The 22,834-nt window shown below is 67.4% G+C and carries 23 protein-coding genes, 1 rRNA gene and 2 pseudogenes; 11 read left to right on the forward strand and 15 right to left on the reverse strand.

All coding sequences use genetic code 11. The annotated features are described in order from the left end of the window. From rrf to DEJ25_RS17085, 3 genes and pseudogenes are all read left to right on the forward strand, one after another. A 5S ribosomal RNA gene (gene rrf, locus DEJ25_RS14980) occupies nt 1-107 on the forward strand; the annotation flags it as partial. A 124-nt stretch (nt 108-231) separates the two neighbouring features. Beyond that, nucleotides 232-1,164, forward strand: coding sequence for an NADP-dependent oxidoreductase (locus DEJ25_RS14985; RefSeq protein WP_111045191.1), 933 nt, complete (start codon nt 232-234; stop codon nt 1,162-1,164). A 218-nt stretch (nt 1,165-1,382) separates the two neighbouring features. Beyond that, nucleotides 1,383-1,433 (forward strand): annotated as a pseudogene (locus tag DEJ25_RS17085) (hypothetical protein); the annotation flags it as partial. Between the two features lie 26 nt (nt 1,434-1,459). On the opposite strand, the gene DEJ25_RS14995 reads toward DEJ25_RS17085, so the two are convergent. Continuing rightward, nucleotides 1,460-1,975: a very short patch repair endonuclease gene (locus tag DEJ25_RS14995; protein WP_111045192.1), complete on the reverse strand. Its 516-nt coding sequence runs from the start codon at nt 1,973-1,975 to the stop codon at nt 1,460-1,462. A gap of 120 nt (nt 1,976-2,095) precedes the next feature. Next, complete coding sequence (locus DEJ25_RS15000) at nt 2,096-4,537, reverse strand: excinuclease ABC subunit UvrA (protein WP_111045193.1); 2,442 nt, start codon at nt 4,535-4,537, stop codon at nt 2,096-2,098. A gap of 131 nt (nt 4,538-4,668) precedes the next feature. Between DEJ25_RS15000 and DEJ25_RS15005 the strand changes: the two genes are divergently transcribed. From DEJ25_RS15005 to DEJ25_RS17095, 4 genes and pseudogenes are all read left to right on the forward strand, one after another. Further along, entirely contained in the window at nt 4,669-5,502 is an 834-nt protein-coding gene (locus DEJ25_RS15005; protein WP_111045194.1) for a hypothetical protein, read from the forward strand. Next, nucleotides 5,495-5,800 carry a hypothetical protein gene (locus tag DEJ25_RS15010; protein ID WP_111045195.1) on the forward strand — a complete coding sequence of 102 codons (306 nt, stop codon included), beginning with the start codon at nt 5,495-5,497 and terminating at the stop codon, nt 5,798-5,800. Before DEJ25_RS15005 ends, DEJ25_RS15010 begins: the two co-directional genes overlap by 8 nt. 128 nt (nt 5,801-5,928) lie before the next feature. Further along, a pseudogene (locus DEJ25_RS17255) lies at nt 5,929-6,111 on the forward strand (alcohol dehydrogenase catalytic domain-containing protein); the annotation flags it as partial. A gap of 475 nt (nt 6,112-6,586) precedes the next feature. Beyond that, complete coding sequence (locus DEJ25_RS17095; protein WP_258366523.1) at nt 6,587-6,751, forward strand: zinc-binding dehydrogenase; 165 nt, start codon at nt 6,587-6,589, stop codon at nt 6,749-6,751. 165 nt (nt 6,752-6,916) lie between these two features. On the opposite strand, the gene DEJ25_RS17260 is transcribed toward DEJ25_RS17095, so the two are convergent. Together DEJ25_RS17260 and DEJ25_RS15020 are read right to left on the reverse strand one after the other, a co-directional pair. Beyond that, on the reverse strand, nt 6,917-7,429 hold the full coding sequence (locus DEJ25_RS17260) for a GIY-YIG nuclease family protein (protein WP_375334567.1): 513 nt from the start codon (nt 7,427-7,429) through the stop codon (nt 6,917-6,919). Between the two features lie 123 nt (nt 7,430-7,552). Continuing rightward, a complete protein-coding gene (locus DEJ25_RS15020; RefSeq protein ID WP_258366524.1) occupies nt 7,553-8,056 on the reverse strand; it encodes an HNH endonuclease in 504 nt (167 codons plus the stop codon). A gap of 376 nt (nt 8,057-8,432) precedes the next feature. Between DEJ25_RS15020 and DEJ25_RS15025 the strand changes: the two genes are divergently transcribed. From DEJ25_RS15025 to DEJ25_RS15035, 3 genes are read left to right on the forward strand one after another with little or no spacing between them, the layout of a single operon-like run. Beyond that, the gene (locus tag DEJ25_RS15025; RefSeq protein WP_110905183.1) at nt 8,433-9,431 is read left to right on the forward strand and encodes an EcsC family protein; all 999 of its coding nucleotides are present in this window, start codon (nt 8,433-8,435) and stop codon (nt 9,429-9,431) included. Next, complete coding sequence (locus DEJ25_RS15030; protein WP_111045196.1) at nt 9,428-11,545, forward strand: AAA family ATPase; 2,118 nt, start codon at nt 9,428-9,430, stop codon at nt 11,543-11,545. The genes DEJ25_RS15025 and DEJ25_RS15030 overlap by 4 nt, the downstream gene beginning before the upstream one ends. A 22-nt stretch (nt 11,546-11,567) precedes the next feature. Then, entirely contained in the window at nt 11,568-12,719 is a 1,152-nt protein-coding gene (locus DEJ25_RS15035; RefSeq protein ID WP_110905182.1) for an McrC family protein, read from the forward strand. Between the two features lie 10 nt (nt 12,720-12,729). Here the strand turns inward: DEJ25_RS15035 and DEJ25_RS15040 are convergent, their stop codons facing one another. The 11 genes from DEJ25_RS15040 to DEJ25_RS15085 form a co-directional block, all read right to left on the reverse strand. Beyond that, nucleotides 12,730-13,062, reverse strand: coding sequence for a hypothetical protein (locus tag DEJ25_RS15040; protein WP_110905181.1), 333 nt, complete (start codon nt 13,060-13,062; stop codon nt 12,730-12,732). Nucleotides 13,063-13,339: 277 nt separating this feature from the next. Beyond that, complete coding sequence (locus DEJ25_RS15045) at nt 13,340-14,002, reverse strand: MT-A70 family methyltransferase (protein WP_110905180.1); 663 nt, start codon at nt 14,000-14,002, stop codon at nt 13,340-13,342. Nucleotides 14,003-14,041: 39 nt separating this feature from the next. Continuing rightward, nucleotides 14,042-14,779, reverse strand: coding sequence for a BglII/BstYI family type II restriction endonuclease (locus DEJ25_RS15050; protein WP_220033239.1), 738 nt, complete (start codon nt 14,777-14,779; stop codon nt 14,042-14,044). A gap of 354 nt (nt 14,780-15,133) precedes the next feature. After that, on the reverse strand, nt 15,134-15,403 hold the full coding sequence (locus DEJ25_RS16470; RefSeq protein WP_146236835.1) for a hypothetical protein: 270 nt from the start codon (nt 15,401-15,403) through the stop codon (nt 15,134-15,136). A 95-nt stretch (nt 15,404-15,498) separates the two neighbouring features. After that, entirely contained in the window at nt 15,499-16,533 is a 1,035-nt protein-coding gene (locus DEJ25_RS15055; RefSeq protein WP_110905179.1) for a PTS transporter subunit EIIC, read from the reverse strand. Nucleotides 16,534-16,579: 46 nt separating this feature from the next. After that, nucleotides 16,580-17,029 carry an N-acetylmuramic acid 6-phosphate etherase gene (locus DEJ25_RS15060; RefSeq protein ID WP_181421710.1) on the reverse strand — a complete coding sequence of 150 codons (450 nt, stop codon included), beginning with the start codon at nt 17,027-17,029 and terminating at the stop codon, nt 16,580-16,582. Nucleotides 17,030-17,613: 584 nt separating this feature from the next. Next, nucleotides 17,614-18,369 (reverse strand): hypothetical protein, encoded by a 756-nt coding sequence (locus DEJ25_RS15065; RefSeq protein ID WP_110905178.1) that lies wholly within the window; start codon nt 18,367-18,369, stop codon nt 17,614-17,616. Further along, nucleotides 18,353-19,039, reverse strand: coding sequence for an ABC transporter ATP-binding protein (locus DEJ25_RS15070; RefSeq protein WP_110905177.1), 687 nt, complete (start codon nt 19,037-19,039; stop codon nt 18,353-18,355). The genes DEJ25_RS15065 and DEJ25_RS15070 overlap by 17 nt, the downstream gene beginning before the upstream one ends. Further along, complete coding sequence (locus tag DEJ25_RS15075) at nt 19,032-20,735, reverse strand: radical SAM protein (protein ID WP_111045197.1); 1,704 nt, start codon at nt 20,733-20,735, stop codon at nt 19,032-19,034. Before DEJ25_RS15075 ends, DEJ25_RS15070 begins: the two co-directional genes overlap by 8 nt. Nucleotides 20,736-20,794: 59 nt before the next feature. Next, on the reverse strand, nt 20,795-20,935 hold the full coding sequence (locus DEJ25_RS15080; protein ID WP_110905174.1) for a YydF family exported signaling peptide: 141 nt from the start codon (nt 20,933-20,935) through the stop codon (nt 20,795-20,797). Between the two features lie 212 nt (nt 20,936-21,147). Beyond that, nucleotides 21,148-21,792, reverse strand: coding sequence for an NUDIX domain-containing protein (locus DEJ25_RS15085; protein WP_111045198.1), 645 nt, complete (start codon nt 21,790-21,792; stop codon nt 21,148-21,150). A 94-nt stretch (nt 21,793-21,886) separates the two neighbouring features. Here DEJ25_RS15085 and DEJ25_RS15090 point away from each other — a divergent pair, with 94 nt between their 5' ends. Beyond that, nucleotides 21,887-22,834 carry an ADP-ribosylglycohydrolase family protein gene (locus DEJ25_RS15090; protein WP_111045199.1) on the forward strand — a complete coding sequence of 316 codons (948 nt, stop codon included), beginning with the start codon at nt 21,887-21,889 and terminating at the stop codon, nt 22,832-22,834.

The following is a 22,834-nucleotide window of genomic DNA, read 5'->3' on the forward strand; positions in this document are numbered from 1 at the left end:
ATAGCGAGAGGGAAACGCCCGGTCACATTCCGAACCCGGAAGCTAAGCCTCTCAGCGCCGATGGTACTGCAAGGGGGACCTTGTGGGAGAGTAGGACGCCGCCGGACTTCTCCTCATGAAAACCCCTGACACGGGGAGCATCCGCTCCCTCTGTCAGGGGTTTTCTGCATTTGTCGGCCTCATCGCTCGCTGCCTAGACACCGCGTTCGCCGCAGCCGGTAGACCGGATGCATGCAGGTCGTCGGAGTCACACAGTTCGGAGGGCCCGAGGCCCTCGCCGTCCACGAGGTCCAGGACGTCCACGCCGGCAGCGGGTCCGTGCGGATCGCCGTCCGAGCGTTCGCGGTGCACCCCACTGACACCGGAGTGCGCGCAGGGGAGCGGGACTCGAGCGCAGCCGCTCCGCCCTACGTCCCCGGGATGGACGCAGCGGGTGTGATCGACGAGGTCGGTCCCGACGTCGAGGGTTGGGCTGTCGGCGACGAGGTCATGGCCATCGCGCTACCCCTCACCGGCCACGGCGGCGCCTACGTCGAGCACCTGGTCGCACCGGTCGGGTCGTTCACCCGCATCCCACGCAGCACCTCGATCGAACTCGCGTCCACCGTCCCGATGAACGGCCTCACCGCCATCCAGATCCTCGAGCTCGCCGGCCTGGAGCGCGGCCAGACCCTCGCCGTGACCGGTGCCGCGGGCCTCCTCGGCAACTACGTCGTGCAGCTCGCCAAGGCCGCCGGGATCACCGTCATCGCGGACACGTCCGAGCAGGACGAGGCGCTCGTGCACTCGCTCGGGGCGGATCACGTCGTTCCTCGGGGCGATGCGTTCGCCGATGCAGTCCGGGCCATCGTTCCCGAGGGTGCCGACGCCCTCGCGGACTGTGCTGTCCAGCGGGACGTCGTCGTCCCGGCCCTCCGCCACGGTGGCGTCTTCCTCGACGTCCGCGGTTGGCAGGGCAACGGCACGGACGGCATCCGCTTCGAGCAGGTCATGGTCTTCCGCGAGTACCGGTCGTTCGACAAGCTCGAGCGGCTCCGACAGGCGGTCGAGGGCGGCACGATCGTTCCCCGCGTCGCCGAGGTGCTGCCCGCCGCGCGTGCCGCCGAGGCGCACCAATGCCTCGAAGCCGGCGGGACTCGAGGCCGGTTCGTGTTGACCTGGTGACGGAGGTCCGCAGGTGACGGGTGTCGCCGTGTGACGGGAGTCACCACGTCACGGACGGGAGGCCCGGGACCGACTGGTCCCGGGCCTCCCGTCCGTCATCGGCGCGCCTCCGTGAGCGTGCCTAGCCCAGCCGCGTCGCCACGAGGCCGCCGTCGACGTCGAGGATGTCCACCCCGCAGTAGCTCAAGCGTGCGCGGCTGGGGGAGGCACGGCGGCGGATGGTCCTGCTCGGCGAGACCGCGGCGCGCGCTGCGGTGGCGGTCGGCTACCGCAGTGCGTCGCACTTCTCACGGGACTACCGGGAGGCGTACGGCCGGCCGCCGGCCGAGGACGCCGCGGCTGCGCGGGAGGCGTTCGCCGCGGTGGGGTGAGTGCGCCCGAGTCGGCGTGACGCGATGCGGTCCCACAGATCCAGCGCGGCCTCCACGACGTCCGCTGCGCCCTCGACGTCCTGGTGCTCCCAGATCCGGATGACGACCCATCCTTCGCTGCGGTGTACGGCGTCGTGCGACGCGTCACGTTGCCGGTTGGCCAGCAACTTCGCCCGCCACAGCTCGGCGTTGGCCTTCGGCGGGTGCGCGTGCTCCTCGCACCAGTGCCAGAAGCAGCCGTCGACGAAGACGGCCACACGAACGCGGGGGAAGACGAGGTCGGCGCGCGCCCTCGTCCGGCTGCTGATCCGACGGTCGACGAAGAAGCGGCGACCGCGAGCGTGCAGGGCCCGACGGAGCGCGAGCTCAGGCGCGGTGTCCCGTCGTACGAAGCGGGCCATGTGGCGGCTGCGCTCCTCGTCTGCCTCCCAGTGCTGCATCCCGGGACGGTACCGCGGAGGCGGCGGCGGACGCCGCGCGATCCTGAAGTCTGTGGACAACGTCGGACGGGAGGCGCGGGGCGGGACCGCGCCGCGCCTCCCGTCCGGCGACGGCTTCGGTCAGAGACCGAGTTCGGCGCGGAGGTACGGGGCCGTGCGGCTGTCCGGGGAGGCCGCGACCTCGGTGGGCGTGCCGGCCGCCACGACCTGGCCACCGGCGTCGCCTCCGGACGGCCCCATGTCGATGACGTGGTCGGCTGCGGCGACGACCGACATCGAGTGCTCCACGACGACGACCGTGTTGCCGGCATCCGTCAGCTGGGACAGCTGTTCCGTCAGGCGCTCGACGTCGGCCGGGTGCAGGCCCGTGGTCGGCTCGTCGAGGACGTAGAGCGTGTGGCCGGAGCGAGCGCGCTGCAGTTCGGTGGCGAGCTTGATGCGCTGGGCCTCGCCGCCGGACAGTTCCGGTGCGGGCTGCCCGAGTCGCAGGTAGCCGAGCCCGACCTGGCCCAGGGCGTCGAGTGCGCGGGCGGCGGCGGGGATCGCTGCGAGGAACGGAGTGGCCTCGTCGACGGTCATGCCGAGGACGTCGGCGATGGTCGATCCGTTCCAGCGGACCTCGAGCGTCTCGTCGTTGTAGCGGGAACCGTGGCACTCCGGGCATGGTGCCCAGCTCCCCGGCAGGAACAGCAGTTCCACGGAGACCGAGCCCTCGCCCTGGCAGACCTCGCACCGGCCGCCCGCGACGTTGAAGGAGAACCGTCCGGCGGTCCAGCCGCGGGCCTTCGCGTCGTCGGTCGCCGCGAACGCCGTCCGCACCGCGTCGAACAGCCCGGTGTACGTGGCGAGGTTCGACCGGGGCGTCCGGCCGATCGGCTTCTGGTCGACCTCCACCACGCGGCTGACCGTCGGGTGGTCGACCGCCAGGGCAGGCAGTACCCCGCCGACCAGTGAGGACTTGCCGGAGCCGGAGACGCCGGTGACGGCGGTGAAGACCCCGAGCGGCAGGTCGACGTCCAGCCCGCGGAGGTTGTGGCGCGTGACGTCGCGCAGTGCCAGGGTGCCGATCGGCGTGCGGGTGGGGCGGGCCTCCCGGTCGGAGCCCCGCGGCTGCAGGAACCGGCGGGTGACGGACGCCTCGACGTCAGCCAGGCCGTCGACCGGTCCGCTGTACAGGACGGTACCGCCGGCCGTGCCCGCACCCGGACCGACGTCGACGATCCAGTCCGCCTGCCGGACGATGCGCATGTCGTGCTCGACGACGAAGACGCTGTTGCCGCTGGCGCGGAGGTCCTCCAGGACCTGGATCAGGGGCTCGGCATCGGCGGGGTGGAGGCCCGCGCTCGGCTCGTCGAGGACGTAGACGACCCCGAACAGGCCGCTCCGCAGCTGGGTCGCGATGCGGAGGCGCTGCATCTCGCCGGGGGAGAGCGTCGGCGTCGCGCGGTCGAGGCTCAGGTAGCCGAGGCCGAGACCGGTGAGCACCTCGACGCGGCCGAGCAGGTCGCGGGCGATGGCCACGGCGACCTCGGTGCGCTCGCCCGAGGTGGTGCGTGAGGTGGCGGCGGCAGCGTCGGTCAGCTCAGCCGTGGGGCGGAGGACCTCGGCGACGTCGGACAGCGGCAGGGCGTTGAGGTCGGCGATCGTCATCCCGCCGAAGGTCACCGCGAGAGCCGCCCGCGTCAGCCCCGAACCACCGCACAGCGTGCACGGACCGGACTCGACGAACTGCAGGACCTTGTTCCGCTGTGACTCGCTCTGCGAGTCCGCGAGCGTGTGCAGGACGAACTGGCGTGCGCTCCAGAACTTCCCCTTGTACGGCTTCGCAACCCGGTCGCGTTTCGGGTGCACCTCGACCACCGGCTGCTCCTCGGTGAAGAGCAGCCAGTCGCGGTCCGCCTGTGGCAACTCCCGCCACGGTCGCTCGATGTCGTAGCCCAGGCCAGCCGTCACGTCGCGCAGGTTCTTGCCCTGCCACGCTCCAGGCCACGCCGTGATCGCACCGTCGCGGATGCTCAACGACGGGTCACGGACGGCGGAGGCCTCGGTCACCTCGTGCGCGACGCCCAACCCGTGGCATCGCGGGCAGGCGCCGGCGACGGTGTTCGGGGAGAACGAGTCCGAGTACAGCTGCTCCGCGCCCTCCGGGTAGGTGCCGGCACGGGAGTAGAGCATGCGGGTCGAGTTGCTCAGCGTCGTGAGCGTGCCCACCGTCGACCGGGAGCTCTGGGCTCCGCGGCGCTGCTGCAGGGCCACGGCCGGCGGGAGGCCCGTGATCGACTCCACGTGCGGGGTCGAACCCTGCGCGATGAGGCGGCGAGCGTAGGGGGCCACTGATTCGAGGAAACGGCGCTGTGCCTCGGCGAAGACGGTGCCGAACGCGAGGCTCGACTTACCGGAGCCGGAGATGCCCGTGAAGGCGACGATGCGGTCGCGGGGGATGTCGACGTCGACGTCGCGGAGGTTGTTCTCGCGAGCGCCGCGGACGCGGATGAAGCCGTCGCTCGTGGTGGTGGGGACGAGGGCTGTGGTCGAGTCGCGGGTCGTGCGTGGTGCGGGCATCACTTCGAGCGTAGGCGGGTCCGGGCGGGTCGGTGATGGGTCGGTGTGTCCCTGCTGGACGTCAGGCGCGTGGCGGGCTGGTGCTGCGCCTCCCGTCAGTCGGTACGGTGGATGTGGGGAACGGGGGACCAATGGTCGACGACAGCGCGTGGTCGCCGCCGAAGCGGCGGAACGGCATCGGGTGGATCGTGCTGAGTGGTCTGCTGCTGCCCGCCGGGTGGATCGCGTGGCTGCTCGTCGCGCTCGCCGGGTACAACGGCGTCGACAGCTCGAACCGGTCGCTCTCGGCGCAGACGATCGGTGACGTCGTGGTGACGGTGGTGTGCGCAGGGGTGCCGCTCACCGGGGTCGTCGTGCTGCTAATGCAGCGACGGCGGGACCGATCAGTCACGCTGGTCGGGCCGGTGGCGTGCGCCGTGTTCGCCGTCCTCGCGGCCGGGACGCTCGGGTACCCGACGACGGGGGCGGCGAAGAGCTGGGCTGCGGATGCCGAGCGACGTGCGCAGCCGCTCACCGAGCTCGAGACGAGCATGACGCAGACGGAGGCGGAGCAGGAACTCGCGGGCGTCGGGGAGCGCGCCGTGCGCGCGCTGGGCGAAGACGTGCGTTCCCAGGACGTCGTCCAGGTCACCCTCGAGTGCCCGCTGTCGAACCTGCAGGAGGGCACGCAGTACATGTGGCGATGGTCGGTGCCCTCCGACCCGGAGGGCGAGCCGCAGACAGATGCCGAGCGGCAAGCCGATCAATTGCCAGCAGACGAGGTCGAGCGGCGACTGGCTCCCGTGCGCGAGGTGCTGCGCGAGGCCGGGCTCCGCGACGCCGACCCGTCCGGCTGGGACATCCGAGCGCTCGGGGACGACTGGCTCGCGGAGGCGAACGCAAGCGTGACCAGGGCCTCCGGCGACGTGATGGTCGAGACGACCTGCCTGGCGGGAGGGCCCGGCAACGGGTACGACGATGAGTGAGCAGGACGAGACCGCTGTCCCGAACCACCGAGCATCGACCCAGGTGCGGGTCGCGCTCGCGGTGTCGGCAGCGTGCACCGGGTACGAACTGCTCGCTGGCGCGCTCGTGGAGTGGACCGGGCTCGGGTTCGTGCCGCTGCTGCTCGTCGTGCCGGTCTACCTCGTGGCGATCCTGCTGCTCGTGTGGGTCGGGCAGCAGGGCGTCCGGACAGCGAGGACTCTGGCGATCGTCGTCGGGATCGTGCTCGCGGTGTCGCTGCCGATCTCGATGATCGTGGCGCTGGCGACGTGGGACTGACCCCGGTCGGCCGCTCCTGCACGGTGCGCTGAGGCTGCCCGGCCGCCGGGTCCTTCCGCCGCTGGGCCTCCCGCAGCTGGATCAGGGGAGTCCACGATGTTCCGGAACCACACGCCGGTTCGGGGTCCGTGCGGATCCGGGTGCAGGCGTTCGCCGTGAACCCGACCGACACGGGGGTGCGTGCCGGCCAGCGGGACAGCTCGCAGGCCTCGCCGCCGTACGTGCCGGGGATGGACTGCGCCGGCGTCATCGACGAGGTCGGGCCCAACGCCACCGGCTGGCAGGTCGGCGACGAGGTCATGGCGATGGCGTTGCCGCTCAGTGCCCATGGTGGCGCCTACGTGCAGGAGCTCGTCACGCCGGTGGGGTCGTTCACACGGATCCCTCGCGGGACGTCGATCGAGGCTGCGGCTACCGTGCCCATGAACGGGCTGACGGCGTTGCAAATCCTGTCGCACGCCTCGCTCGCGCCGGGGCAGACGCTCGCCGTGACCGGTGCCGCGGGGCTGCTCGGGAACTACGTGGTGCAGCTGGCGAAGGCCGCCGGGCTGACCGTGATCGCGGATGCTGCTCCGGCGGACGAAGCGCTGGTGCGGTCGCTCGGGCCGGACCACGTGGTGCTTCCTTCGCTTCCGCTGTCCGTGCGCTCGTGCCGGACGGGGTCGATGCGCTCGCCGACGCCGTGCAGCGCGACGAGGTGGTGGACGCCGTTCGCGACGGCGGAGTGTTCTTCGACGTGCGGGGTGGCAGGGCAACGGGGCTCGGGGGATCGAGTTCGTGCAGGTCATGGTCTTCTCGGAGTACCGGTCGTTCGACAAGCTCGAGCAGCTGCGGCATGCGGTGGAGAGTGGGACGTTGACGCCGCGGGTCGCCGAGGTGCTGCCAGCTGCTCGGGCTGTGGAGGCGCATGAGCGGTTGGAGGCCGGGGGAGGCGGGGGCGGTTTGTGCTGACTTGGTGAGTTGAAGACGTGGTGATGGACGGGAGGCGCGGCGCCGGTTGGTGCCGCGCCTTCCGTCGTTCGGTGGCAAGGCTCTCGTGCTTCGCCCACGTCGAGCAGGTGTCCAACCGGTAGGTGGCCCGACAAGACAGTCAGAGCGTGCGGGCTCCCGTGGAGGTCAGTTCGTCCAAGACCGCGCTTGTGCACTCAGCACCGAGCGTGCGGCTTTGAGCCCAGCGCGAGAGCTCGCGGCGCCCTGAATGTTGATCGGCGGATCCCATTCGCCGATGACGGGTGCCTCCAGCGAGCGGAGAGGAGCAGCCAACTCCGCAGTCTTTGCCCACGCGGACAGCAGGAGGTGTTCGTGCATCCACGCGGTCAGACGGAGGTCATCGTCCGAGCGTAGGGCGTAGTTCGAGAAGTGCCGCGGCTTCTCGACGTTCCTCGGGATGGCCCGGAAGCCCAAGGACGGTGCCAGGAGTGCTGCGAAGGAGCGGCGCACCGTGGACGACCCCGTCTTCGAGGCCGAACTACTCCCCGCGGCGAAGTGCGTATCGACCTCACGTTTGCGAAGGCTTTCCTCGGCCTTGCCGACATAGAGCGGAGTGATCGGTCCCCGCCACTCAAGTCCGAGTTCAGACCACGTTTCCTCGTTGGACCAGACCGCATAGAGACCCGGACCGGTCGGCATCCGCTCGGCCGAGCTAACAGGAAATGGATTGGCTCGCAGCGCCTGTCCTGCATCGTTCAGATGGACCTGAGGAGATCTAGACTCATGCAAACAACCTAGGCATCGTCCGTCCGCAGCGAGCGCTCAGCCAACCGCGGCACCCTTCCGGCGATTGCACGGCCCGCACAGCACCTGCAGGTTCTCTGGCTCGCTGCTTCCGCCTCGCGACACCGGGATGATGTGATCGAACTGCAACTCGGAGGTCGAGCCGCAGGTGCCGCATCGGCCACCGTCGCGAGCCCAAACGAGTTGCTTCACATCCCGCGGGATCGCGCCTCGACGGTACTGCACGGGCTGCGAAGGGCTGTTGGCGATGGTGTGGGCTCGAGCGATGGTCGAGGCCTGCCGACGGTCGCGTGTCTCGAGAAGCGCGAAGACCTGCTCCGGCAGCAGATTGTCGTTGTCCCAGAACCAACGGCCGCGGAACCACCAGTACTGGCGCTCCTTGACACGTCCGACCTTCACCGGGTTGCGGTTTGATGTCGCGAAGGCAGCGGAGAGCTCGTCTTTCCGTAGCTTCGACCCGACGTAGTACGTCGAGCGGCCAACGGTGAGCTCGACCCGACCCCTCCGAGTGAAGAGGTTCACGCGGTGCCTCATCGTCACGTTCTCGGCTCTGCGCAGCACTGAGCGCCCCTTAACTTCGTTCCTGTTTTCCGCCGTCAATCCTGGTCGGGAATTGGCAGGCCGTCTAGCACCCGTTCGGGGTGGGCCGTGCAACCCATCGCCTGCTACCTCGGTGTGCGTGGCGCTGATTCACTCAGCTGGTTCCGACGGCGGCTCAGTAGCTCCGCTGGGACGGCGGGGCGACAGTAGTCGTCTTACTGAGGCGACTGCAGAGTGCACATCGCTTCTGAACTGTGCGGGATGCCGTACTCACGACGCGGAGTTTTGAAGGAAGTGACGAAACGTCGCGCGAGTCCGCCAGAATGTCTCGAGTGGCACAAGCCGGGAGGACCACAGCATGAGTGAAGTAGTCGTCCACGACCGACGAATGAGCGCGTATGAAGAGAAGGTCTGGGACGGGCTGGGGACCTACTGGGAAAAACGCAACAACGCTCGCGGGTTGCCGAACTGGGTGAGCGAGGCGATCGACCGTGGAGGGGCCGCGGCGCGGAAGGGCGCTGGTCGCGTCGTCGAGAAGGTTCCGGAACCGATCAAGGAGCCCATCCGCCGCGCAAGCACCGCCGTCGCGGATGCGGCAATAAAGCCGGCCTTCGAGTCGGCGGTGGCTCTCCTGAACCTCGTGAACGACTGGGTCGTCGAGCTGAATGACCCTAAGGCGGTGGAAGAACTCGCTCGTAAGCGCGGATTCGACGTCGAGGCGTTCACTGACCTTCGCTGGCGTGACCTCCGAGACTGTGATCGCCTCCTGACGCTCAACACCCTGCGCTGGAGATCGGCCGGAGCCGTTGAAGGCGGTGCGATGGGAGCACTCGCACTGGTACCAGTAGCGGGTATCCCGATCGCGATCACTGCAGACATCGTTGTTGTGCAGGCTCTGAGCGTCTCCATCGCAGCTCGTGTGGCGTACTCGTACGGATACGACGCGAAGGACCCTGAGGAGCAAGAGTTCATCCAGCGGATCGTCCGAAGGTCGTTCATCGCACAGGCCGCCAAGGCAGGTCCGATAAGGGATGCATCGCGAGCGGCGTGGGCAGCGAAAGACCGAGTCCGATGGTCGAACAAACTCCGCGCCGACCACCGGCTCCTGGCCGCTCTTGAGAAGCTGATGCAACAGGTCGGCGTAAACGGCGGACGGGTTTCCGTGCAAAGCGTCGCGAAGGTCGTGCCTTTCGTCGGCATCGTGATCGGGGCCGGGGTGAATGCCGCCGTTCTCGGACAGCTGGCGGAGGACGCCAAGCGGTACTGCCAAACGCGGTTCCTCAGCGAGAAGTACGGGCTACCAATGCCGACAGCCCTGCTCGAAGAAGACGACGACGCCTTCGAGGACCACGCATGACGCGTACCGAAAACCGACTCGAGCGACTCCGCGCAGCGCTGCGATATCTCGATCAGCAGGGTGTCGGTCGACGACTCGAGGTCTGGGACCACGTGAAAGACCTTGTCCCACTCGAAGGCGACGAGCGAGAGCTCAACGGCAGTGGGGAACCCCAAGGTCAGTCGGACTTCCTGTGGGGGACTACCGCTCTGGTTCACGCTGGATTCATGGAGAAGCCGCGTCGCGGCGAGTGGATCGTCACGGATGAGGGCAGCGACGTCGCACGCCCTGAGCTGTCCCTTGAAGAGTTCGGTACTACGCTGAACGAGCGAGAGCGCGCGTTTCAGCAGGCGCAACGCGAAGATCTTGCACTTCGGCTGCGCACGGAAGTCGTTCCGCCAGATCGGCGAGCGGAAGTGATCCGAACGACCGAGCGTCTCTTTGTCGACAGGGGGCTCGCAGCACTCGACTCGGTTTTCGCTCCGGGGCGATCGGTCTGGCGCCAGGACGTCGCGGACGAGCTCCGGCAGCGATTTCTGGCTCAACCCAAAGCGGACGGCCAGGACTTCCTGGCGAAGCTCGGCAACCAGTTCGGCGAGGCCAGCGACGACGCGAAGTTGCTGATGGCCGAACTTGTTTGCTGGCAGATCCTGCCGCTGCAGACGCCAGGGGAGCGCAAGAAACGGGAGCGAGTCTCGTTCCTGCTCGATGCCATGGAACACCCGGTGACGATTCCAACAGAGATCGACGCGGCGTTCCGCTCATGGTCGTTCAACCCGGGAACTGCAATGTCGGTGCAGCTCTACAAGGCACTGTCACTCGTCGTCGAGTGCGCGGTCCGCTGGATCGATCTGACGGCTGAGAAGCGCGAACATGCTTTGGAGGACCCGTGGGCCTGGCGCGACTTCGTGAACTCGCTCCCCGGCTCTGCTTTTCCGACCCAGCGCAACGAACTGCTGTATCTGGTGCATCCAGGCGTCTACGGCGAGGTCGTGTCGAGTGACAACCGCGAAGCGATTCGGTTGGCCTTCGCCGGCGAGGTCGAAGGCCAGATGGACGACGATGCGGACGCCGCGTTCCAACAGATCACTCTCGCGCTGCAGCAGAAAGCCAAAGGCCCGGCGCTCTACTACGTTGAGCCGCTAGCAAGCCGGTGGCAGTCGAAGTCAGCTCCGGTCCCCGGACCGGAGCCAGACCCAACGCCGTCGCCCGAGCCCGATCCGGAACCGACCACTGAGCGATCCGCTTTCCCCGACGCGGCCGAGTGGTTGGCGGACGATCTGCACATGCCGAAGCCCTGGCTACAGGACACCCTCGACCTCATCGAGCGGCGCAAGCAAGTCATCCTCTACGGTCCGCCGGGCACCGGCAAAACCTTTTTGGCGCAAGCGCTGTCGAAGCACGTGACGGACGGTACCGACGGTGAGACCACCATCGTGCAGTTCCACCCGACGTACTCGTACGAGGACTTCTTCGAGGGCTTCCGCCCCGTCGCCAACGACGACAGCGGCAACCTCGCCTTCACCCTTCGGAAGGGACCACTCCGGCGCCTCGCCGACGCGGCCGCCGCCAACCCGGAGGCGAACTACTTCCTGGTCATCGACGAGATCAACCGCGGCAACATAGCGAAGGTCTTCGGCGAGCTGTACTTCCTGCTCGAGTACCGCGACAGCGAGATCTCCCTGCTCTACAGCGACGAGCCGTTCACCCTGCCGAGCAACATCTTCGTCATCGGCACGATGAACACCGCCGATCGCTCGATCGCGATGCTCGACGCCGCCATGCGGCGCCGCTTCGCGTTCATCGAGCTGCACCCCGAACGCGAGCCCGTGCAGAACGTGTTGTCGCGTTGGGTGGAGACCAAAGGCCTCCAGGATGATCGTGCCGACCTGTTGTCACGGCTCAACGCGCAGATCCAGGACCACGATGCGAAAGTCGGGCCGTCCTTCCTGATGCGCGATCTCGCCGGGACCGGGCTGCAGGACGTGTGGCGGTACGAGATCCTGCCGCTCCTGGCGGAGCACCACTACGGCGAAGGCGTCGACCTGGAAGCGCGGTACGGCCTGGCGACGCTGCGTCGCCAGGCGACACGCGACGCTGCGGACGGGGCCGAAGGTGCTTCCGTCGACAATTGAGCTGCGGGAAGCAGACCAGCCGGTGGTGCACCGGCTGCCGCGCGCGGTGGCGGTCGGTCTTGCGACGGCGAACATCGCGACCGTCGCACCGACGCTTGGCACCGACGAGTACCGCGTGAGCGGTGTCCGGAAGGTCGGCGTCGTGCGGATCGCCGGGCACACGGTGTGGTTGAAGCCGAAGACGCCGGTGCGGCGGCTGTTCGCGATGCTCGGGTACGCCCGTGCCGGGAGTGCGATCTGGACCGAGGACGACTTCGGGTTCGAGGAGGACGATGACCTCGTGCCGGCATTGGCGTACGCGTTCGTACGGCTGGCCTCGCGGGCGTTGGCCGGAGGACCGCTTCGTGGGTACGTCACGCGCGAGGACGCGCTGCCGCTCGTGCGTGGTCGGTGGCGGATCGGGGACCAGCTGACACGGCGGGGCGGGCAGCCGCTGCCAGTCGAGGTGTCGTTCGATGACTACGTCGAGGACATCGTCGAGAACCAGGTACTGCTGACCGCAGCGACGCGGTTGTTGCGACTGCCAGGTGTGCCGGCCGATGTCCTCGGGGCGCTGCGGCGGATCGTGCGGGTGCTCGACGGAGTGTCGGTGATCCCGGTCGGGGTGCCGGTGCCGGTGGTGCGGGCAGATCGACGAAACGCGCGGTACTCGTCGGCGCTGGCATCGGCGTCACTCGTGCTGTCGGGGTCGTCGGTCGAGCAGCGTGCCGGGTCGGTCGTCGCATCGGGGTTCCTCGTCGACATGTGGTCGGTGTTCGAGGACTTCGTGTCGGCTGCTCTGCGCGAGGCGTTCAAGCCGTATGGGGGAGTGCTCGTGTCGCAGTACCAGTCGACGCTCGACGTCGAGAGGGCGGTGAAGATCGCACCGGACCTGGTGTGGCTCGTCGACGGGGAGGTACGGGCGTGCATCGACGTGAAGTACAAGGTCGAGAAGCACGGGCAGTATCCGAACGCTGATCTGTACCAGATGGCCGCATACTGCCGAAGGCTCGGCTTGGCAGAGGGGTGGTTGGTCTACGCGGCGGGTGAGGTGCCTTCTGGTGCGCTCCAGGTGATCGCAGGGCCCGCTGTATCTCGGACGGTCGTGCAGTTGAACCTTCCCTTCACCGACATGAAGCAACAGATATCACAGCTCGCTCGTGGTGCGGCTTCCTCGACCGCGGCCCCGTCCTGACCAGGCGGTGTCAAGTGCACCGATGAACCGGTTGATGGCGTTGGGACACCGACAGTCGGGCTCCGCGCTCGGTGATGTGCCCGACGAGATCGTTTTCCCCGATCAGGTCGAGTGATGCGACGCGGGTGTGCATCCGCTTCTGCCCGGCCAGGGCGGCGACCGCATGGATTTCGCCGGGCGCCCGGCCTGTGTCCGCCAGCGCCGTGTCGGTGCTGTACGCGAGGTCGGCGAAGCGGACGATGTCGTCGGTGACGTCCTCCTGGCCGCGGGTCATTCGGTCACCGTGGACGGCGACCTCGCGCCAGGCTTTGGTAACGACGATGAAGACGCCGACGACGACCATGTCGACCTGTGCTGTGCGGCTGCCGGGCCAGCGGCGGTCTGCGAGCAGGTGGTACCCGATGCCGGCGCACGCTTTCGTTGTTCAAGTCGGACGCCAACGGGAACTCCGCCATGACGGCCTGTTCCGTCGACTCAAGAAAGCTGCGCTTCCCCGTGCCCCACTCGGGACTCTCGGAATCAATCATCCGACAATAATCGCCGGACACGGTTCTCCCGTCGATTGACGCCGCATACAGAACCGATTCTGCGATCCAGAAACGTGCGTCCACGCCGCGCGTCTATTCGGCGCTTGAAGGCCGCTCAATCGCTCCGCCGCCGTAGCCACGGTGAACCTTGCCTCTTACCTCTTCGACGTCGGACTCGTTGCCCCAGACGTGCCAGTCGGGCCGGGCATTGCGGGCAAACATCTCAAGATACGGGCCGGGGGAGCAAGACTCGATGAACTCGTACTGCTCGTCGGGTTTGCGAGAGTGTTCGCGCTTCCGCGTCTCGATCATGTTGACCTGACTTCGCGCGGGCGGAAGCGTGCGCATGGACCCGCGCACGCCGAACAGGATCAATTCGGTTACGTTACGGAAGTAGAAGCCGACGCCCCGTCCGTCGGGCCCACCGTCCTTGCGACGCTTGGCCCAGACCACGTTGCTCACGTACCGGAAGCCCCATGCCTTCATGACCTCCATACCCTCAGGCAGGAGCGCGTTCGGGACCCATAGGTAGAGGTGCGCGTTCTTAGCCGCATGGTCAGCGACCGGGATTGCCTTGATGTCGTTCAGCGTCATCGTGTCGTACCGGTCGAGGCGACGGTGCTCGGGCGCGACTTTGCCTGTGCGGTTCGTGAAGCGCCACGGCGGGTCGGCAAGGATCGTCTTGAAGCCGTCCTCGATCGTGGGCAGGGGGACGGGGACCGTCGGGTCGATGTCCGCGCGAAGAGGTGTCGTCATAGCCGGGCAAGTCTATTGGAGCCCTCAGACGTCGACTGCCTAGACGACTGGCGGGTCGAAGCGTGTGCCGTCCCAGGTAGCGTCCGAGATCCCGACGATCAGGACGGGACACGTGCCCGCCCCTCCGCGCTGCATACGGATGTCGGCCTTGTCGAGCGACGTGGTGGTTGACGTCGAAAGGTCGATCGGCAGCCTGCTCGACTTCAGGTGGTCGGGCAGCGTGTCTTGGTACTCAGCCCATAGGTCGCGTGCCAGCCTGAGCAAGGGCAACCGATCCTTGGTGATGATGACCGCTCCGTCGATAAGCCCGTTCTCGTGCCAAGACCGGTACGCCGCCAGATCGCGATCAAGGTTCCCGTCCTTGGCGTTCCACTCAACGTCTACGATCATGCGGCCCTTGTGGTTGTCGACTCGGAAGCCCTCGCTGTAGACCGCTGGGACCTCGACAATCCTCCGGCCGACTGTCCCGGCTCCCTGCTGATGGAAGTCCGTGTGGAAGTAGCCCTTGATCTCGAAGTCGATGCGCGTCTCTTCCCAGCCCATCCGCCGGAACTGCTGATCGAGCGCATCTGTCAGGTCTCCTTTGTTGCCGCCGGCACGCAGCCACTCGTTCGGATGCAGGGTGAAGTTGTTTAGCACGTACAAGAACTCGTGGAACTCGGTCGTGGCCACCGCGTTGAGGACGGCGGCAGCGTTGCCGGTCTCTATCCATCTGTAGCGGCGCATCAAGTCGGGAGGGATGACGGCAGGATCGCGGAAGCTGCTAGTGACGTACACAGCTTCATGTTAGTGCGGATGCCTCACTTCGCCGATCGCGAACCGGGGGGTGCCGCGAGTCACATTTGACGCGCGCCGGACCTGTTGGTCTTCCCTTTTTAGGCGGCGCCCGAACTCGAAGTAGGTCTGCGCCGCAGGCGGGACGCAGATTTCCCCATCGGCGTTCGGCGACACTCCGGAAGAAATTGCCGAGTGCAGGAAATCACGAACGGCTAGCTTCTAGAGAAAAGGACTCATGACATGGCCAATTTGACTAAAACCCAACTACCAGCGATAATATGGAGTCCTCGTCGAAGTGGAAATCGCCAGCTCATGCTACCGCCATACGGAGCCGTGCGGGGATTTCTCCGTGCCCTATGCTGACTTCCCCGGCTCAGCTTGGTCGGCTCCAACTGCGTGCTTTCCATGAGTGGAGTCCTTGTTCAAGTCGTGGGCGAGCCTCGCGACGATCTTGCGAGCGTCTTTCAGCAGGTTCGGGTTCGTTGTCGGCTCGTTGATCTGTTCTCGCCCTTCAAGGGCGCGCAGGGCGTTTATCAACTGCACGTGAGCCTTCGCATGTTCGCCGAGAGCCCATGTCTGCCCGCCTTTCTCGAACGGGGGCATCAAGAGAACAAGAGTGATCATCACACATTGGTCGAACTGCTCCTTCCATGCCCGGCGGGAACACGAGGCGGAATGCGTTCGCGGCCAGGGCAAACGCGTCGGTTGCTGGTTTCGTCTCACGCACCGATCTGGCCGGCACCACCCATCGCCAGCACGGGCAGCAGAACGTTCCAACCAGTCTGGTCGATCAAGGTGGTGTGGATCGGGATGAGCCCCTGGTGCATGCCGGTCATGACGAGGGGCAGGAAGAGACCTCCGAGCACGAAGCCGGCGAAGGCGCCACCGTTCGCGAGCAGCCAGGTCGCAGCAGTACCGATCGCGACCGAGACGACACCGGCGACGGACATGAGCACGCCGAGGGTGATCGAGCCGGCGACCAGGACGGTGACGGTCGGCACGACGATGAGCGCGATGACGTCCGGCGTGACCCGGCGCATGAACCGCTCGACGTACGCGGCGAGGATGCCGCCGGCCAGCGCACCGAGCACACCACCCTGCCCTGGAGCCAGGGTCTCGCCGAACACCGTGACGTTCGCGACGCCGGCCGCGACGATGATGCCGCCGACCGCGCCGCCGAGGATGGGCGTGCCGCCGAACTCCTTCGCGGCGTTCATTCCGACGAACACGGCGAGCAGGGACAGGAAGCCGGACGAGAGCACGCCGAGGAACGGCGTCAGCGCAGGCACCCACCCCAGGTTCGTCAGGATGCCGTTGATCCCGGCGATCAGACCGCAGGCGATCAGTGCGGGGATGAGTGGGATGAAGATCGCGGAGATCTTCCGGATCGCGCGCATGGTGCGACCGTCGGAACGGGACCGCGCGGTCGCCTTGATGGACGCGCCGCGAGCAGCGAGCTCCTCAGGCGACGCACCAGGCCCACCAGCCGCAGCCGACGGGGCGGCCGCGCGCAGGGCCTCCAGACCGTCGGCAACGCGGTCGACGAGACCCGGGCCGAGCACGATCTGCAGGTTCGAGCCGGCCGCGATGGCGGCCATGACGCCGTCGGTGGCCTTGAGGTCCTCGAGCTCGACGGAGGAGTCGGACACGACCTCGACCCGCAGGCGGGTCATGCAGTTCTCGACGTCGGCGATGTTCGCGGAACCGCCGACGGCGTCGAGGATCTGCTGGGCGAGTTGCTGTGCATCGGGCATTGCTGTGCTCCTCGGGGGAAAGGAAACGGAAAAGGGGGAACGAGGTCTACAGCACGGCGCGCAACGAGCCAGCAGCAGCATCGAGGCGAGCACGCACGTCGGCAGCGGAGGCGCCGGTCAGGATCACGGCGATGGCGGTCTTCACCTCACCGTCCGAGGCATCGAGCGCCGCCTGGACCTCGGTCGAGGCAGCGCCCGTGACGTCCTGCACGAGCGAGAACGCCCGGGCGACGAGCTTCGCGTTCGTCGCCCGCACGTCGATCATGCGGTTGCCGTACGTCTTGTGGCTGCGCACCATCGCGAGCGTGGTGAGCATGTTCAGGACGAGCTTCTGCGCGGTGCCCGCCTTCAGGCGGGTCGACCCGGCGATGAACTCGGGACCGACGACGACGTCGATGGCGATGTCCGCCTCCCGCCCCGCGGCCGAGTCGGGGTTGCACGCGGCGGAGACCGACAGGGCGCAGCGGCGCTGTGCCTCCAGGACGGCCGGGTACACCTAGGGCGTCCGGCCGGACGCGCTGATCCCGACGACCACGTCGTCGGGATCAGGTAGAGCGGCAGTCCGAGGACTGCGCCGTGCGAGCGCCTGCAACGTCTCCAGACGTTCGTTGCCGAAGTCGGCTACTGAACCTCATCACGGGCGAGAGTCGAGCCCTCTTCGCGGTGCTCGAGTCCGGGCGCGGAGCCGGGCGCCGAGCGAAAGCGGGAGCGCGGTTCATACCTGGGCACTGGCGCAGCGCCGTGATCACGGCTCGCGCAGCGCTGCCCCTCACCCCACCCGGTACAGCCCTGCCGGCGTTCCCGGCCCCTTCGCCCGGTAGCCCTCCGCGGCCACGAGCCGCCCCACGGTCGCCCTTCGGAACATGTCCGGCTGCAACTCCACTCCGAGCACCACTTCGCGCAACCGTCGCAGCTCGGTCTTCGTGAATGGTCCTCCCGTAGCTGCACCACCGCGTACTCGAGGATGTCGTCGTGCGCTTGCACCATCGCCCCCGCTGAGGCGACGGGCACCAAGCGCGCCCGCTCTTCGTCGATCGACACGGAGACAGCCGGCACGACCTCGAGGTGACGACGTCGACTTCACAGCGGCAGGAAGTCGAACCTACGAACTTTGGCGAGGACAGCCCAAGCAGCGGCCAACACGATCGCGGCGATCAGGTTCAAGACGATCGACAGACCCGAGATCGGCGGCAGGAAGCCACCGCTCGGACCAGTGAGGGTCAGCGGCAGGATGTTCGCGTAGAGGTTGACCGTGAACAGCTGCCCCCCGACGCCGATGAAGAACTCTTGCGTGTTCGGCGCCCCGATCCGCCAGAGCAAGACGGCCTGCACGCCGATGACGACGAGCAGCCCGACGGCGAAGAACGAAGTCGAAACTCCTCGACCACGGAGCACTTTCGACAGCGTTGCGAGGAAGGTCACCGAGAGCAGGAACGCCGCGATCGAAACGACCTTCGCCAGCGTCACGTACCCGATCACGGCTGCCGCGTCTGCTCCTGCGGGTTCGAGGAGGCTCTGCAGCTGCAGACCGACCGTCAGGAGGTGCTGGACGGTGAGCAACACGGCGAGGACGCCCAGTTTGAGGCCGACGAGCTGCCAGCGACTTCTGGTGCTGATCTGGAACAGCTGGTCACGCCCGAGAACGACGAACGCGAACACCACGACGGCTGAGTAGACAGTCGTCGCGCTCCAGCACAACAAGGTGCACAGCGCTCGGATGACGTCCAAGGTGACGATGTTGGATGCGAGCACGGCGGCTACGCCGGTCACCGTCGTGGCGAGGTACGCGGCGACGAACACCGGCAGGTGCTTGCGGAACTCAACGCGCCAGAGCATCAGCGGAGATCACTTCCTTGACTCGTGCTTCCAGACCGCCGCGTGCAGCAATCGCATGGACGTCTTCGTGCAGGACGAGCGCACCGTCGTGCACGACGATCGCTTCGTCGAAGAGGTCTTCCAGTCCTGCCACGAGGTGCGTCGAGATGAGCGCAGTGGAACCTGGCAAGCGGTGCTCTCCGATCAGTTGCACCAAGCGGTCCCGTGTCCAGGGGTCGACAGCGGCGAGCGGTTCGTCGAACACGTACAGATGGCAGCGTCGACTCAGGACGAGGCCGAGGTGGATCTGCTCCGACATCCCCTTGGATGCCTGGCTGACCCTGAGGTCATCGGGAAGACCGAGCTCGGCGAAGATCCTCCGAGCGACGTCGGCATCGAAGTCTGACCACAGCTGCCGTGCGAGTGCGACGCACTGATCGAGTCGGAGGTGTCCGTAAAGGAATGGTGCGTCGGGGAGGTAGGCGATGGAGTTGCCGTGGCGGGAGAGCACTCCGCGGTACCTGTTGATCACCCCGCACATCGACCGTATGAGTGTGCTCTTGCCAGCCCCGTTCTGACCGAACAGCCCGATCACGTGGCCCCGGTCCTCGATCGTCAGTGAGAGGTCGTCGACGGCGGTTTGACGGCCGAACCGCACGGTCAAGCCTTGGATCGTCAGGAGGTCAGGCAATGAGGTTCCTTGTCAGTGTGAGGATGGTGCGGATGACCACGAAGACGATGAAGACGACGCCCGCGACCTTGATGCCGATCAGCCACGGGGGGTTCGCCGGGAGATTGCGTGCAGCGTCGACGCCGGCTAGGGCGAGGAGCACCCGGTAACCGTCGGAGTTCAAGATCGGTACGACGTTCCAGGCCACCGCTATGAAGACCAGGTGTGCCGCGACTTCGATGCCTGAGGACCGAACGGCCCAGGTGTTCCCGACCAGCAGGAGGGCGTTGGTGGCGAGGTTCGCCAGGATGCCGGCAGCATGGACGATGACCTGTTCCTGTCTACTCAGGAGCAGGCTCTGGTTCATCCGGACGTAGAACGCCGGGAAGACCCGGTAGCTCAGTTTGAACCCGACACGATCTACCGAGCGGCCGAATCCACGGAGCACCAGGATGTGTGCTCCTTCGTGGATGAGGACGGAGAACACCAGGTAGACGGCCGCTGCGATCGCTGCTGACGAGTCCGTCGGCGTCGTGCTCGTCGGCAGGAGCATCGCATTGACTGCGAGGAGTGCCGGGAGCGTTCCGGCGGTGCTCCACGCAGCCCAGGTCGGAACGGACGACCGCCGGATTCGCGCGGCGGTCCGTATCGACTCGGGCAACGAGTCGACGGGGGCGCGGTAGTAGGCACGCTCCAGGCGATCGAAGACCACCGCGTGTCCACCAGAGATGCGGAGTTCGCATCGATCATCGGCGTAGACCTGATCAGGCCGCATCGACAGCTGCCCAGTACGCGTCGACCTGTGGCCTGATGAGGGCGATCGATTCCTCGTCCCTGAATACGATCGAGCACAGTTCGCAGGCCGAGACCACTTCGGTGACCGTGGCGGCGGGTGCGTCCGGTGCGACCCGCCGTATCGCGTCGATGAACCACTGGAACCCTCGCGCTGCATGATCCCGAGCAGGGCATTGCGCTCGAACGTGTCGACCACTTGCTGGAACGACTGTGCACCTGCCCGGCCGAGTGTCATCCTCGTGTCGAAGATCGGCGGCGAACAGCATGGGTACACGTTGCCGTCGTTGTGGAAGATCACCTGATTCCCCGGGCAGTGCAGCATGCCCCGGGTGATCGGGCGGCGGTGGAAATCGGACTCCGGAAGCGATCGTGCCTCGCCGGCAGGAACGACGGGGAACTGGGTGATCTGGACGCCATGCACACTGTCACCGAGTTCGGCCAGCAGTGCGCGAGAGTCCTGCGACCGACTCACGCACATGTTGAGTACGACCTTGATACGTCTGTCGTGCGAGGCATCGAGGATGTTCCTGATCCGCTCCGGTTTGACGTAGGGCGAGTGGAAGTCGTCGTAGCTCAGCGTGAGCTCCCGCAGTCCGGCGTCCTCGAACTCGGCCAGGACTCGGTCTGCGGCTCGCCGTGTGACCCCCCAGAAGCCGTTGGTCACGCACGAGGCCACTCGTCCGCTGGCGGTGATCCGGGCGATGATCGACATCGTTCGAGCCCGCCGGATGAGGGGCTCTCCGCCGGTGAGACCGATCTCGCGCACATTGGGTTCGCGGAGGAGCTCGTCGACGATGTTGTCAACCAGGTCGTCGTCGAGGTTGGCCGTCGCGTTCGGGGAACTGCTGACGCAGCAGTGTGCGCATCGTGCGTTGCACTTCGAATCGAAGTTGATGCCGACGCTCCAGCGTGGGTCAGCCATGGTTTGTCCTCGTGTTGCTGTCGGGAAACGGTGGGGCCCCGCCCCGATCCCCGGACTGGTCAGCCCTTACCGCTGCCGACGATCACGGCGCCGCCGCTTCCGACGACGAAATACCACAGGTCGTCCACGACGTCGAGTTCTGCAACCCTGTCGTCCAGCGTGAAGCTCTGGAGCATGTTGGCGCTCTCGTTGTTCTGCATGTTCCCTCCTTTCGGGTTCGTTGGGACGGGCACGGGGCGGGGCGTGCAACACCATACTCAAATCCAGAACATCAGACCAGCACTTCCGTGATTCGGGCGCGACGATCTCCCCGCGACGCTGCCGCGGTGTCGTCGATCGGCTCGCTCAGTGCCTCGGTGACCACGGGTGCGCGAGCAGGGCTACCGCGACGAGCGACACGCTGCTGTCGCTCTCATTTCCGCCGGTACAACCCCGCCGGCTTCCCCGGCCCCTCCGCCCGCTTCCCTTCCGCCGCCACGAGCCGCCCCACCATCGCCCTCCGGAACGTGTCCGGCTGCAACTCCACCCCGAGCACCACTTCGTGCAATCGCCGCAGCTCGGTCATCGTGAACGGCTCCGCGAGCAGCCCGTGCGGGTCCGGCCGCTCCCGGTGGTCCTCCCGCAGCTGTGCCACCGCGTACTCGAGGATGTCGTCGTGCGCGTGCACCATCGCCCCCGCTGCCGCGACGGGCACTAGGCGCGCCCGCCCGGAGTCGATCGTCAGGGCAGCGGCGGGCACGACGTCGAGGTGCGCCACTGACAGCACCCACCCCCGCGAGTCCCGCGCCGGGTCGTCGAACACGTGGAGCTGCCGCGGTGCGAGCCCCTCGACGCCAGCCTTTTCGCGGAGGGACCGCAGCACCGAGTCGGCGAGCCGTTCGCCCTCGTGGACGAACGTCCCCGGCAGTCGCCAGTCACCGTCGACGGCATCACGGACCTGCAGGACCGACAGCTCACCGTCAATGACCGTCATCACCGCGGTGTCGACCGCCACGGAGGGGTGCGGGTAGTCCGCCAGACGCTTGCCGCTCGGATCGCGGTACTCGGTGTCAGCCACGGAGAAGAGTTTACGCGTACTTGCGCTAATGACCAGAAGGGTGCACGATCGAGTTAGCGCGGAACTGCGCTAACCTGCATCCGGAGGTCTCGCCATGACCGAGCACACCACGATCCTCGACCGCGCCGTCGGCGCCGTCCTCGGCTCCGCCGCCGGCGACGCCCTCGGCGCCGGCTACGAGTTCGGCCCGCCCGTCCCGGAACCGACGCCGATCCTGATGCAGGGTGGCGGCTCGTTCGGGTGGCGACCAGGGGAGTGGACGGACGACACGAGCATGGCCGTGCCGATCCTCCAGGCCGTCGCCCGAGGTGACGACCCGGCGGCGGAAGCCACCCTCGACAGCTTGGTCACCGCCTGGGCGAAGTGGGCGCTGGACGCACCCGACGTCGGGATCCAGACGAGGAGCGTCCTGGGCGGTCTGGAGGCTCGGACCGCCTCCGCCAGCCGCGTTGCTGCCCGCCAGGTGCACGGGTCGACCGGCCGGTCGGCCGGGAACGGCTCGCTCATGCGGACGGTGCCGCTCGTCCTCGCGTACCTGCGCGGCGACGACGGTGAGGAGGAGCGGCTCGCCACGGCGGCCCGCGCGGTCAGCGACCTGACGCACCACGAAGCGGACGCGGGGGACGCGTGTGTGCTGTGGTGCGTCGCGATCCGGCACGCGGTGTTGCACGGCGAGCTCGACGTCCTGCAGGGGCTGGACCTGCTCGAGCCGGCGGCCCGACGGACGTGGACGGAACGACTCGTCGCAGCCGAACACGCGGAGCCGGTGGCCTTCACCGCGACGAACGGGTGGGTCGTGTCGGCGTTGCAGGCGGCCTACGCGGCGGTCCGGTCGTCGACCTCGCTCGAGGACGCCCTCGTCCGAGCAGTCCGGTCGGGCAACGACACGGACACGGTCGCGGCGATCGCGGGCGGGCTGGCCGGTGCGCTGTACGGGGCGGCGGCGCTGCCGGAGGAGTGGCGAGCCGTCCTGCACGGATGGCCGGGGCTGCGGGCGGACGACCTCGTGGCGATGTCGGAGCAGGCGGTCGGCGGGCACTGA

Origin of the sequence: Curtobacterium sp. MCPF17_011, from assembly GCF_003234145.1 — a bacterium.
Classification (GTDB): domain Bacteria; phylum Actinomycetota; class Actinomycetes; order Actinomycetales; family Microbacteriaceae; genus Curtobacterium.